Source organism: Sphingomonas koreensis, assembly GCF_002797435.1.
GTDB classification, from domain to species: domain Bacteria; phylum Pseudomonadota; class Alphaproteobacteria; order Sphingomonadales; family Sphingomonadaceae; genus Sphingomonas; species Sphingomonas koreensis.
On sequence record NZ_PGEN01000001.1, the window covers coordinates 1,165,285 to 1,177,500 of the forward strand.

Consider the following 12,216-nt stretch of genomic DNA (forward strand, 5'->3'; position numbering starts at 1 on the left):
CAAAAAAGGCCGCTTCCGGGATTGGAAGCGGCCTTTCCTTTGCGCCTATTTTCCGGCCGTCGGCGGACCGCCTGCCGGTGAAGTTCGTGGTCCGGACGGCGCCGCACGGACCGCCGGTTGCGGCCGCTGGATCACCTTGCGCCCCGCGAGCGACATCGTGAGCTCGGCCGCGGCATTGGGGCTCATCGCCGCCATCAGCAGCGCCGCCGATCGTTCGCGCATCCGCCGCGCCACCTGTGTCTGCACCTCCAGATCGAGCTTTTCGAAGATCGGCGCCGCGCGCGCGGGCTTCATCGTCTGATAGATGCGGGCAAGGTCGTCATAGGGCTGGTTCGGCTCTACCGACGCGCCCTGCGCCGGATCGGTGCTGCCCGACTGCTCCTGGCGCGCGCGCATCTCTGCCGCCAGCCGGGCTTCACCTGCCTTTGCCGCCTGCTCGCGCATCTCCAGCTTGCGCTTCTCCGCTGCCAGCGTGCGGTCGCGCTGGGCCATGCTGTCCTGCAACGACACGCCGAGGCGGCTTGCCGGCGCCGGGTCCGACGCGAGCGGCGCGGCGAGCGCCCAGGCATTGGCGATCACGCCGATGCCGGCCGCCCCCAGCAACAGCGTGGATGGCCTGCGCGCGTAGAGAAGAAGATCGCCGCCTTTGCCCTTGGGCAAAGGCAAGGCAGGAAGCTTCAGCGTTCTCATGCGTGCCCCGCCACCGGCATCGCGGCCGTCACCGTCGGGACCTTCACCGCGCCCGTCGCCTTGCGCCGGCCCGATGCCGTGCGCGAACGCGGCTTGCGCTGGCGGCGCACGGACGCCTCCTTCGCGGCGGCTTCCAGCGCCTGGGCTTCATTCTGTGCGGCAACAGCCTCCATGATCCGGTCGGCAACCGAATTGCCGATCCCGACCATCACCGCGAGCTCATCGCGCAGCGCTTCGCTGTTCGCCGCGCCGCGGCTCTGAGCGACCGCCTCATTGGCGAGCAGCGCCCTGAGCTCGCCCAGCACCGCCCGGGCCTGGCCGGTCGCACGTTCGAGCTGCGTCACGCTATCGCCCAGCGAGGCCGCGCGCAGATCGCGGATGCTCCTGCTCACGCGCAGGGTCTGCACGATCACCGCCACGCACAGCAGCATCACCAGCGCATTGCTGAAAGTCACGAACGTCATCGGGAATATCCTTTCGAGATGTCGGTCGCCATGCGGATGGCGATATTCTGGGAACGCTGGCCGATATGCGCCTGGCCCAGCGGCATACCGCCGCACTGGACCTGAAGCGCATCGTCGGGGCCGCGGTTTAGTGAAATGGTCTGGCCGACCTTCAGGCCGGTAACTTCGCGCAGCGGCATCAATTTCTCGCCGAGCACCACATCGACGGTCACGGCGGTGCTCATCAGTTCGCTCGCCATATGGGTTTCCCAAATGCGATCGCGGCCGAGCTTTTCGCCCATGAAGCGCTGGAGCAGCTTGGTACGGACAGGCTCGAGCGTGGCATAGGGCAGCAGCACGCTGAACTTGCCCCCGCGCCCTTCCATATCGACGCGGAAAGTGGCCACCGCAGTGATGTTGCTCGGGCCCGCGATGGCGGCGAAGCGAGGGCTGGCCTCGATCCGCTCCAACTCCATCGTCACCGGCTCGACTGCTTCGAACGAGCGCGAAAGCTCCTCCAGCGCCAGTTCGACCATCTTCCAGACCAGCTGGGTTTCGATGGTGGTGAAGGCGCGGCCTTCGACCTTGAGCGGCGCGTTGCCGCGGCGCCCGCCCAGCAGCGCATCGACCACGGCATAGATCAGGCCGGAATCGACGGTGACAACGCCGAAATTCTCCCATTCGCGCACCTTGAACACGCCGAACATCGCCGGCAGTGCGACATGGCTCATGAACTCGCCGAAGCGCGTGGAGGTGATCTCCTCCAGCGTGACGTCGATCGCGTCGGAGGTGAGGTTGCGCATCGAGGTCGCGAAGGTGCGCACCATGCGTTCGCACACCACCTCCAGCATCGGCAGCCGTTCATAGCTGATGACGTTGGATTCGATGACGGCCTTGAGACCGCTCTTGGGCTGCTGCTGCGCGGCATCCGGAAACCCGAACAGCGCGTCGATACCCGCCTGATCGAAGGTGTCCCCCTCGCCCGGCGCCATCTTGGGCGGATCGGGAAGGACGAAATCGTCGAAATCGTCGCTCATTGCTGCACCAGATCCTGGATCAGCACGTCACGCACCGTGCCCGCGCCCAGCGCCTGGGTCGTACGCGACATCATTTCCTCCTTGATGCGGAACACCGCAGCCGATCCGGCGAGGTCTTCCGGGCGCAGTTCGCGCAGGAACGGCTGCAGCGCATCGAGCACCACGGGCAGCCGCTCTTTGATACTGTCCACCTTGCCCGGGTTGGCGGCGACCAGGATGAAACGCAGCTTCAGGAAACGCGCCTGGCCGTCGCCGCTGCGCAGATTGACCGTCAGCGTCGGCGCTTCGATATAGGATGCACCATCCGTCGCGGCCGATGCGGCGGCCGGCGCCGCGGCCTCATCCCCGCCGCCCGTATCGCGCAGCATCCACCAGGTCCCGCCGCCCGCCGCCGCCAGCAGCAGCGCCGCGCCGCTCCCGGCGATCAGCAGTTTCGTGCGGGTCTTCGGCTTGTCCTTGCGCACCTCTATCGGCGTCACGTCAATGATCGCGTCACTCGCCACATTCATTCCCCTTTGAACCTTGGACCGTCGCATCGATTAGATGCCGTCCGCGTCCGCTTTGGCGTTCACGCCTCTATTATAGGAGGGACGCACGGCAATTTGTGCCTAGCGCCGAATATCGCGATCTTTTTCAGCAAGGTGCCCGGAATGGACGTTTCATCCTTCGTTCTGTTGAGCCACGAGCAGGCGCTGCGCCGGCAGATGGACATCACGGCGAACAACATGGCCAATGCCAGCACGGTCGGTTTCAAGCGCGAGCAGGCGCTGTTCCACGAATATGTGGAGCAGGTGCAGCAGGCGCAGATCGAGGACGCGCGCAAGACCAGCTTCGTGCTCGATTATGGCGCGATCCACGACACGCGGCAGGGCGCATTCCAGTCCACCGGCAACCCGCTCGACGTGATGATCGAAGGGCCGGGCTATCTCAACGTCCAGAACCCCGACGGCACCGTCGCCTATACGCGGGCGGGCTTTATCAAGATCCTCGACAATGGCGATCTTGCAACCTCGGGCGGACAGCGGTTTCTCGACGAGAATGGCCGGGCGATCAACGTGCCGCCCGATCAGATGCGCAACGTCACCATCTCCGAAGACGGATCGGTGATGGCCGGGGACGCGCCGGTCGGCCGCCTCGCCGTCACCAGCTTTGCCGACGAGAACATGCTCGAAGTGCGCGGCGACGGCATGCTGACGGGCACGGGCGGTCGCTTCATGGCTGCGGCGGAGACCAAGCTGCGCCGCGGCGGCGTCGAGGCCTCCAACGTCGAGCCGATCGTGGAGACGACCAACATGGTCGACATCATGCGGTCCTACCAGACCAGCCGACGCCTCTCAGAAGACATGGCCGACATGCGCAAGCAGGCGATCAACCGCCTCGGCCGCATCGGCTGACCTCATTCACATCTGATTTCGCAAAGGAGCTTCCATGCGTACGCTTTCCATCGCCTCGACCGGCATGCTGGCCCAACAGACCAATGTCGATGTCATCTCGAACAACATCGCCAACATGAACACGACCGCGTTCAAGCGGCAGCGGGCGGAGTTCCAGGACCTGCTCTACCAGCAGGTGTCGCGCCCCGGCGCCGCGACCAGCGCGGACGGAACCCGCGTACCCTCGGGCATCCAGATCGGTGCGGGCGTCCGCACCGGCGGCGTCTATCGCATCACCGAACAGGGCGCGATGACCAACACCGGCAACCGCTACGACATGGCGATCGACGGTCCGGGTTATTTCCAGATCATGATGCCGTCGGGCGAGCTGGGTTATACTCGCGCCGGCTCGTTCCAGCTCTCCGACCAGGGCGAACTGGTGACGACCGACGGCTATCGCGTCCAGCCCGACATCACCATTCCGCAGGGCGCGCTCGACGTGATCGTCTCCAAGACCGGCGAAGTGCAGGTGAAGGTCGCTGGCCAGACCGAGTTGCAGACCGTCGGCCAGCTCGAACTGGCGACCTTCATCAACGAAGCGGGCCTCGAGGCGATCGGCTCGAACCTCTTCCTCGAGACCGCGGCGTCCGGGCAGCCCACCGTCGCGAGCCCGGGCGAGCCGTCGTTCGGGACCCTGACCCAGGGCTTCGTCGAGGCTTCGAACGTCAACCCGGTGTCGGAGATCACCTCGCTCATCACCGCCCAGCGCGCCTATGAGATGAACAGCCGCGTCGTGAAGGCGGCCGACGAGATGCTCGCCACCTCGGCACAGCTGCGCTGATCATGGCGATGATCGCTCTCGCCCTGCTCGCCGCGACAGGTCCGCTCACCCCGGCCCCGGCACCAGCCGACACGCCCGTCCTCGCCCGCGCGGTCGAGAAGGGCGAGATGCTGAGCGCGTCGGACTTCACCACCGCCCCGCTTGCGCCGGCCGCCGCGCGCGGGGCCACCCAGCCCCGCGATGCCGAGGGACAGGAGGCCACGCGCCGCCTCGCCGCAGGAAGCCCCGTGCGCGCCACCGACATCGCGGCGCCGCGCGTCGTCCGGCGCGGGGAGGCGGTGACCATCGCACTGATCTCGGACGGGCTGCGGATCACCGCCACCGGCCGCGCCCTCGCCGATGCCGGCAAGGGCGAAGTGGTCCGCGTCCTAAACCTCAGTACCAACCGCACGCTGAACGCCGTGGCCGACACGCCAGGCCAGGTGCGCCTCATCGCCCCATAAGTGAGCCGGCAACCATGAAATATGTTCTTCCCGCCATCCTCGCGGCGTCGATGCTGTCCGGCTGCGGTGCGGTCGGGCGACTCAAGGCAATCGGCAAACCGCCGCGCATGAGCGAAGCCGAAGCCCCGGTCGCGCCCCGCGTCGAACCCTCGATCGGCAATGCTGCGGCGCAGGGCCGTGGCGGCTCGGCGAGCCTTGCGGAGACCGCGCCCGGCGGCGCCTCGCTGTTCCGCACCGGCGCGGGTGCCTTCTTCCGCGACCAGCGCGCCTCGCGCGTCGGGGATATCGTCACCATCCGCATCAACATTGCGGACAACGCCCGGGTCGACAACGCCACGACCCGCACCCGTGCAGGCAGCGAGAGTGGCGGCATCGCCGCGTTGCTCGGCCTTGAAAGCCAGATCGGCAAGATCCTGCCCGGCAATCCCGATCCGTCCAAGCTGGTCGATACCAGTTCGGATTCGCGCGCGACGGGTGCCGGAAACACCTCGCGCAGCGAACAGATCAACATGACGGTCGCCGCCTTGATCATGGACGTGCTGCCCAACGGCAACCTCATGATCCGTGGCCGCCAGGAGGTGCGCGTCAATTTCGAGCTGCGCGAACTGGTCGTCACCGGCGTGATCCGCCCCGAAGACATCGCCCGCGACAACAGCATCCGTCACAGCCAGATCGCCGATGCGCGCATCAGCTATGGCGGGCGCGGTCAGCTGACCGACGCGCAGCAGGCGCGCTGGGGGCAGCAGATCTACGACGCGCTCTTCCCCTTCTGACCTCCTCGCGCCGATGCGCGGGATCACCAGCCATCCCGTGCCCGCCATGCTCCCAGGCGGGCACGGGATGCGTCTTTCCGGGACGCGACTGAGTCCGGAAAATAAAATTCGCCCCGAAAACGGGACAGGAAAATAACTTCCTAGAATAGATTATGACCCGCAGAACATGGGCCATACGGGTGGCAGCGTCCCCCTGCTACAGGCTGCAGAAGTCGGCCTTTCTATTCTAGAAGGAATGAACAAAATGGCGTTTTCGGTTAACACCAATGCTGGCGCGATGGCAGCTCTCCAGAGCCTGAACGCGACCAACAAGAAGATGGATGTCACGCAGAGCCGCATCAACACCGGTCTGGCCGTCAGCTCGACCAAGGATGACTCGGCAAAGTACACGGTGGCTCAGTCTCTCCGGGGTGACCTGGGTGGCCTGAACGCGGTGAGCTCGTCGCTCAACAACGCGAAGAGCGTCACTGACACCGCGATCGCGGGTGCTGAACAGATCTCCGACCTTCTGAACCAGATGAAGTCGAAGGCCTATGAAGCTGCGGATGCCGGCCTCGACGCCGCCAGCCGTACCGCGATCGACAAGGACTTCACGGCGCTGAAGGGCCAGATTGGCACGATCATCAAGTCGTCGGAGTTCAACAACACCAACCTGCTCGACAACACCTTCACCGGTACGAAGACGGTTGCGGCGCTCCAGTCCCTGGACGTCACCAGCACGCTCGCCGTGGCGAACCAGTCGTTCGACACGGCGGTCGATGGCGCGATCACCGGTGGCATCGCCACCCAGGCGACCGCTCAGACGATGGTCGGCACGCTGGACACCGTCATCACGGCCGTCAACACCAGCCTCAGCGACCTCGGCGCTGCGTCGCGTAAGATCGAAGGCCAGCTGAAGTTCACCAGCAAGCTGTCGGACGTGGTCACGACCGGCATCGGCAACCTCGTCGATGCGGATCTGGCCAAGGAATCGGCGAACCTTCAGGCCCTGCAGGTCCAGCAGCAGTTGGGCGTTCAGGCTCTGTCGATCGCCAACCAGGCGCCGCAGACGATCCTGTCGCTGTTCCGCTAAGGTTCGATCGGCCCTTCCGCCCCCACTGAAAGGGCCGGTCGTCCGGGTAAGGCCGGGGTGGTTCGCCATCCCGGCCTTTTTCCTGCGGCGGCGCAGTTGGCAGCATCTCCCTAGCCTCGCACCACCGACCCGCTCCGGCACTCTGTCGGGAATCCGGGGCATGCCGGTCGCGGGATTGACCAACCATCTGAAAATGGACTGGATATGATCGCATTTCTCGACAATTGGCGGCTGCCGAAGAAGCTGTTTGCCGCCTTCTCCATTCTCGGCCTGCTACTCTGCGTGGTCGGGTTCAACGGCTATTATTCGACGCACGCACTGGACGCGGTGACCCAACGGCACGTCACCCGCGGCCTCGCCGGCATGTCAGGGCTCAGCGACGTGATGAGCGACGTCAAGGAAATGCGCATCGTCATCTACAGCTATTACAATGCGATCGACGCCAAGGAAGAAGCCAGCCTACGCGAACGCCTCGACAAGGGGGTCGAGAAGCTCGACAAGGCGGTCGAGGCCTATGGCAAGGTCGCGGGGGAGGACTTCCAAGGCGAGGTCACCTCGCTGCGCCAGAAGGTCGCCGAACTCAACCGGACCAACCGGGAAATCTTCGCGCTGCGCGGCAACCGGGATCTGGCCGGCGCAATGGCGCTGATCAAGGGTGACGGCAAGACGCACTCCCGTGCCGTTATCGACCAGACCAACAAGCTGATCGAGATGTCGCGTGAGCGCTCGCGCAAGGCCGCCGAGGAAGGGTCGCAAACCGCCGGTCTCGCGATCACGCTCTCGATCCTCCTCGCGCTCGCAAGCCTCGCCGGCATCGTCGCGATCTGGTTCATCATCAACCGTTCGGTGGCGCTGCCCATGTCGCGCATCGCCTCGGTCACCACGACGCTGGCCGAAGGCGGCAAGGCCGATGTGCCCTATCGCGACCGTCAGGACGAAATCGGCGAGATCGCCGGCGCGCTCGAGCATTTCCGCGCCACAGCCGAAGCCCGTGCCGAGGCCGATGCGCGCGCAGCCGCTGAGCAGCGTGTCGTCACGACCGCGCTGCGCGACAGCCTGTCGGCGATGACCGAGGGCGACCTCAGCCGCTCGATCACCACGGAGTTTCCGCCGGCCTATGGCGAGCTCAAGACCAACTTCAACGCCGCGCTCGATTCACTGCGTGAGTTGATCGGAGCGGTCGCAGAAAGCGCCGTCGCCATCCGCACCGGCTCGGGCGAGATCGCTCAGGCGTCGGAAGACCTTGCGCGGCGGACCGAAAGCAACGCCGCGAGCCTTGAGGAAACCTCCGCCGCGATCACCCAGATGGATGATCGCCTGCGTGCCACAGCGGAGGCGGCCGGCCGGACCGTGCGGCGTGCCGACGGCGCCATGGCGGTGGTCGATTCCGGCCGCAGCATCGCCGACGAGGCTGTGCAGGCAATGGGCCGGGTGAGCGAGAGCGCCAAGGGCATCGACAGCGTGATCGAAGGGCTCGACAAGATCGCGTTCCAGACCCGCGTTCTCGCGATGAACGCAGCGGTCGAAGCCGGGCGCGCAGGCGATGCCGGCCGTGGTTTCGCGGTCGTCGCCGACCTCGTCTCCGCCCTTGCGATGCGCTCGGAAGAGGAAGCGAAGCGCGCCCGTGAACAGCTGACCGCGACCCAGGCCGATATCGGCACCGCCGTAGAGGCCGTGCAGAATGTCGATGGCGCGTTGCAGAACATCTCGACCGATGTATCGCAGGTGCATACGCTGCTGAGCGAGATCGCGTCGGACAATCAGGCACAGTCCTCGACCATCACGCAGATCAGCGCCGCGATCGGCACGATGGACCAGGCAACGCAGCAGAATGCGGCGATGGTGGAGGAAACCTCGGCAGCGGCGCGCAATCTGAGCAGCGAGGTCACTGCCCTCGCCGATCGTGCGGCCATGTTCAGCATCGGCAATAAGCCGGTCCGGGCACCCGCTCCGGCTCGCAGCGCACCGGTCGGCTTCTCGCCTTCCCTGTCCAGCGAGCCCAAGCCGATGAGCACGCTTTCCGGCGCGGACGACTGGCTCGAATTCTAGACGAAACACGCCTGAGAAGCCGACGGAGCGCCCGGCCTGCGGACAACCGCATGCCGGGCGTTGCCGCTACAGGATAGCCTGCTGATTCAGGTGGTCCGGTTCCCCGGCCGGCTGTTCGAGACCGCTGGCACCGACGGGATCAACTATCGCGAGAACCTGCGCGATGCGATGCTGCACGCGATGGGATCTTCATGGTTCGCGATCTATCGCCACATCATCCGGCGCCGAACCGATGTCGAACTGACCGACCGTTCTCGCCCCGGCTCGATACCGCCTGGCGCGCCCCTTTCGGCCACAAGCTCTACGTCAACGATATCATCCTATCGCCGACCGGATAGGCTGCCGTGTCGGCAGCACCAGGATCGATCCGACCTTCCCACGCGCACACGAGATCCACCAACTCAACAATGCGTGCGGTGCCGTGCCACCACGCTCGGCAGCTGCGATCCGCGGCTGCTGTCGGTCTATGACACCAAGGCCCGCTTGTTCCGAACCGCTCGAATTCCAATCGGCGCTGCGCCCGAGAGATGTTGTGGCAATGTTGTGTTGACGTGGAGTGTTCAACAAAAAAGCCGCCCTGTGGGGCGGCTGTGTGTGTGTGTTGATGGTTGCGGGGGTTGGATTTGAACCAACGACCTTCAGGTTATGAGCCTGACGAGCTACCGGGCTGCTCCACCCCGCGCCATCTGATGGGCACCGTGTGGGGTGCCTTGAAAGCAAAAACGCGCCGCGCCGGTTTAGCGCGACGCGTGTTGCGTATCTGACAATGTGAATGGGTTTTTCCGATTACACCGGCTTCAATGCCTGGCGACGACCTACTCTTCCAGTGCTTGAGCAATAGTACCATCGGCGCAGTCAGGTTTCACGGCCGAGTTCGGGATGGGATCGGGTGGGTCACTGACGCTATGGTCACCAAGCAATGAAGCAGGTGTAATTGGGTATCAAATCGATGCGTGCACCAAGGCTTTGAGGATCAACCTCAATGATCAGCAGAGCTGTCATTGATGGTGGGACTCATCAAGCGCGAATAGGACAATTAGTACTGGTTAGCTCCACACGTTACCGCGCTTCCACATCCAGTCTATCAAGGTGGTGGTCTACCACCGTCCTAAGAAATCTTATCTTGAGGGAGGCTTCCCGCTTAGATGCTTTCAGCGGTTATCCCGTCCATACATAGCTACCCAGCTGCGCTCTTGGCAGAACGACTGGTACACCAGAGGTATGTTCAACCCGGTCCTCTCGTACTAGGGTCAACTCCTCTCAAATTTCGACGCCCACGGCAGATAGGGACCAAACTGTCTCGCGACGTTCTGAACCCAGCTCACGTACCACTTTAATTGGCGAACAGCCAAACCCTTGGGACCTGCTCCAGCCCCAGGATGTGATGAGCCGACATCGAGGTGCCAAACGATTCCGTCGATATGAGCTCTTGGGAATCATCAGCCTGTTATCCCCGGCGTACCTTTTATCCGTTGAGCGATGGCCCTTCCACGAGGGACCACCGGATCACTATGACCGACTTTCGTCTCTGCTCGACTCGTCAGTCTCGCAGTCAGGCTGGCTTATGCCATTGCACTCTAACGATCGGTTTCCAACCGATCTGAGCCAACCTTCGCACGCCTCCGTTACTCTTTAGGAGGCGACCGCCCCAGTCAAACTACCCGCCACAGAGGGTCCCTGAACCGGATAACGGTTCGAGGTTAGACATCAGAAATCAACAGGGTGGTATTTCACCGTAGGCTCCACACCAGCTGGCGCCAGTGCTTCAAAGCCTCCCACCTATGCTACACAATTAATTCCTAATGCCACTCTGAAGCTGCAGTAAAGGTGCACGGGGTCTTTCCGTCTAACCGCGGGTACTCCGCATCTTCACGGAGAATTCAATTTCGCTGAGCATGTCCTGGAGACAGTGGGGAAGTCGTTACGCCATTCGTGCAGGTCGGAACTTACCCGACAAGGAATTTCGCTACCTTAGGACCGTTATAGTTACGGCCGCCGTTTACCTGGGCTTCGTTTCGGAGCTTGCACCCCTCCACTTAACCTTCAGGCACCGGGCAGGCGTCAGGCCCTATACGTCGTCTTGAAGCCGACTTAGCAGAGCCCTGTGTTTTTGCTAAACAGTCGCTACCCCCTGGCCTGTGCCCCCTGCTACTGGTTGCCCAGAAGCAGGGCCTCCTTCTTCCGAAGGTACGGAGGCAATTTGCCGAGTTCCTTCAGGACACTTCTCTCAAGCGCCTTGGTATACTCTACCTGACCACCTGTGTCGGTTTCGGGTACGGTCTATACGGTGGAGCTATTTCCTGGAACCCCTTCGAAGCATGTCCAATCCGATAAGGACATACAACACACGGGATCCGTCACTACCACCAGGCCCACGAATATTAACGTGGTTCCCATCGACTACCCCCTTCGGGCTCGTCTTAGGGGCCGGCTCACCCTGCTCAGATTAGCTTTAAGCAGGAACCCTTGGTCTTTCGGCGAGAGGGCATCTCACCCTCTTTATCGCTACTCATGTCTGCATTCGCACTTCCGATACCTCCACCGTCGGTTACCCTTCGGCTTCGCAGGCTTACGGAACGCTCCGCTACCGCGTGTAGTAAACTACACACCCTAAGCTTCGGTGCATCACTTTAGCCCCGTTACATTTTCGCCGCAGGAACCCTTGTTTAGACCAGTGAGCTGTTACGCTTTCTTTAAAGGATGGCTGCTTCTAAGCCAACCTCCTGGCTGTTTTGGGATTCCCACATGCTTTCCCACTTAGTGATGACTTGGGGACCTTAGCTGTAGGTCAGGGCTGTTTCCCTTTTGACGACGGACCTTAGCACCCGCCGTCTGTCTCCTGGATAGTACTCCTAGGTATTCGGAGTTTGGTTAGTATTGGTACAGCTCGCGCCGCCCGCAACCATCCAGTGCTCTACCCCCTAGGGTATTCGTCCAAGGCTCTACCTCAATAGATTTCGCGGAGAACCAGCTATTTCCCGGCTTGATTGGCCTTTCACCCCTAAACACAACTCATCCGATAATTTTTCAACATTAAACGGTTCGGTCCTCCAGTGAGTGTTACCCCACCTTCAACCTGGTCATGCCTAGATCGCCGGGTTTCGGGTCTAATGCATCAAACTAAGTCGCCCTATTCAGACTCGCTTTCGCTGCGCCTACACCTAACGGCTTAAGCTTGCTTGATACACTAAGTCACAGACCCATTATGCAAGAGGTACGCGGTCACACCCTAAAGATGCTCCCACTGCTTGTAGGCGTTCGGTTTCAGGTACTGTTTCACTCCCCTCATCGGGGTGCTTTTCACCTTTCCCTCACGGTACTAGTTCGCTATCGGTCATGTACGAGTATTTAGGCTTGGAGGGTGGTCCCCCCATGTTCAGACAGGGTTTCACGTGCCCCGCCCTACTCGAGTCCTTCTTCATCACTTTCGCATACGGGACTGTCACCCGCTATGGTCAGCCTTTCCAGACTGTTCTGCTAGTTGAAAAGAAGGCA

At 62.8% G+C, this 12,216-nt stretch carries 10 protein-coding genes, 1 tRNA gene and 2 rRNA genes (1 of these 13 only partly in view); 6 read left to right on the top strand and 7 right to left on the bottom strand.

What is annotated here, in order from left to right:
- Positions 1 to 45 precede the first annotated feature (45 nt).
- The 4 genes from BDW16_RS05635 to BDW16_RS05650 are packed head-to-tail and all read right to left on the bottom strand — an operon-like array spanning position 46 to position 2,673.
- A complete protein-coding gene (locus tag BDW16_RS05635) occupies positions 46 to 690 on the bottom strand; it encodes a MotE family protein (protein ID WP_109790537.1) in 645 nt (214 codons plus the stop codon).
- Positions 687 to 1,154 carry a hypothetical protein gene (locus BDW16_RS05640; RefSeq protein WP_066578740.1) on the bottom strand — a complete coding sequence of 156 codons (468 nt, stop codon included), beginning with the start codon at positions 1,152 to 1,154 and terminating at the stop codon, positions 687 to 689. Before BDW16_RS05640 ends, BDW16_RS05635 begins: the two co-directional genes overlap by 4 nt.
- Positions 1,151 to 2,170 carry a flagellar motor switch protein FliM gene (fliM, locus tag BDW16_RS05645; protein ID WP_066578743.1) on the bottom strand — a complete coding sequence of 340 codons (1,020 nt, stop codon included), beginning with the start codon at positions 2,168 to 2,170 and terminating at the stop codon, positions 1,151 to 1,153. The genes BDW16_RS05640 and fliM overlap by 4 nt, the downstream gene beginning before the upstream one ends.
- Positions 2,167 to 2,673 (bottom strand): flagellar basal body-associated FliL family protein, encoded by a 507-nt coding sequence (locus BDW16_RS05650; RefSeq protein WP_066578804.1) that lies wholly within the window; start codon positions 2,671 to 2,673, stop codon positions 2,167 to 2,169. The genes fliM and BDW16_RS05650 overlap by 4 nt, the downstream gene beginning before the upstream one ends.
- A 147-nt stretch (positions 2,674 to 2,820) precedes the next feature.
- Between BDW16_RS05650 and BDW16_RS05655 the strand changes: the two genes are divergently transcribed.
- The 6 genes from BDW16_RS05655 (at position 2,821) to BDW16_RS05680 (ending at position 8,721) form a co-directional block, all read left to right on the top strand.
- Positions 2,821 to 3,564 carry a flagellar hook-basal body complex protein gene (locus tag BDW16_RS05655; protein WP_066578813.1) on the top strand — a complete coding sequence of 248 codons (744 nt, stop codon included), beginning with the start codon at positions 2,821 to 2,823 and terminating at the stop codon, positions 3,562 to 3,564.
- A gap of 34 nt (positions 3,565 to 3,598) precedes the next feature.
- Positions 3,599 to 4,384, top strand: coding sequence for a flagellar basal-body rod protein FlgG (gene flgG / locus BDW16_RS05660; RefSeq protein ID WP_066578753.1), 786 nt, complete (start codon positions 3,599 to 3,601; stop codon positions 4,382 to 4,384).
- A gap of 2 nt (positions 4,385 to 4,386) precedes the next feature.
- On the top strand, positions 4,387 to 4,827 hold the full coding sequence (gene flgA / locus BDW16_RS05665; protein WP_241910305.1) for a flagellar basal body P-ring formation chaperone FlgA: 441 nt from the start codon (positions 4,387 to 4,389) through the stop codon (positions 4,825 to 4,827).
- A gap of 14 nt (positions 4,828 to 4,841) precedes the next feature.
- Complete coding sequence (flgH, locus tag BDW16_RS05670) at positions 4,842 to 5,600, top strand: flagellar basal body L-ring protein FlgH (protein ID WP_066578755.1); 759 nt, start codon at positions 4,842 to 4,844, stop codon at positions 5,598 to 5,600.
- A gap of 244 nt (positions 5,601 to 5,844) precedes the next feature.
- On the top strand, positions 5,845 to 6,672 hold the full coding sequence (locus BDW16_RS05675) for a flagellin (protein WP_066578830.1): 828 nt from the start codon (positions 5,845 to 5,847) through the stop codon (positions 6,670 to 6,672).
- Positions 6,673 to 6,876: 204 nt separating this feature from the next.
- The gene (locus tag BDW16_RS05680) at positions 6,877 to 8,721 is read left to right on the top strand and encodes a methyl-accepting chemotaxis protein (protein ID WP_066578757.1); all 1,845 of its coding nucleotides are present in this window, start codon (positions 6,877 to 6,879) and stop codon (positions 8,719 to 8,721) included.
- A 605-nt stretch (positions 8,722 to 9,326) separates the two neighbouring features.
- Here the strand turns inward: BDW16_RS05680 and BDW16_RS05685 are convergent.
- The 3 genes from BDW16_RS05685 to BDW16_RS05695 all read right to left on the bottom strand — a co-directional run.
- Positions 9,327 to 9,403 (bottom strand) — tRNA-Met (locus BDW16_RS05685).
- A 120-nt stretch (positions 9,404 to 9,523) separates the two neighbouring features.
- Positions 9,524 to 9,638 (bottom strand): 5S ribosomal RNA (rrf, locus tag BDW16_RS05690).
- A gap of 99 nt (positions 9,639 to 9,737) precedes the next feature.
- Positions 9,738 to 12,216: ribosomal RNA gene (locus BDW16_RS05695) — 23S ribosomal RNA — on the bottom strand; it runs 314 nt beyond the window's last position.

Coding starts and splice junctions, on each gene's coding strand:
- BDW16_RS05635 (WP_109790537.1), bottom strand. CDS start 690: ATGAGAACGCTGAAGCTTCCTGCCTTGCCTTTGCCCAAGGGCAAAGGC.
- BDW16_RS05640 (WP_066578740.1), bottom strand. CDS start 1,154: ATGACGTTCGTGACTTTCAGCAATGCGCTGGTGATGCTGCTGTGCGTG.
- fliM (WP_066578743.1), bottom strand. CDS start 2,170: ATGAGCGACGATTTCGACGATTTCGTCCTTCCCGATCCGCCCAAGATG.
- BDW16_RS05655 (WP_066578813.1), top strand. CDS start 2,821: ATGGACGTTTCATCCTTCGTTCTGTTGAGCCACGAGCAGGCGCTGCGC.
- flgG (WP_066578753.1), top strand. CDS start 3,599: ATGCGTACGCTTTCCATCGCCTCGACCGGCATGCTGGCCCAACAGACC.
- flgA (WP_241910305.1), top strand. CDS start 4,387: ATGGCGATGATCGCTCTCGCCCTGCTCGCCGCGACAGGTCCGCTCACC.
- flgH (WP_066578755.1), top strand. CDS start 4,842: ATGAAATATGTTCTTCCCGCCATCCTCGCGGCGTCGATGCTGTCCGGC.
- BDW16_RS05675 (WP_066578830.1), top strand. CDS start 5,845: ATGGCGTTTTCGGTTAACACCAATGCTGGCGCGATGGCAGCTCTCCAG.
- BDW16_RS05680 (WP_066578757.1), top strand. CDS start 6,877: ATGATCGCATTTCTCGACAATTGGCGGCTGCCGAAGAAGCTGTTTGCC.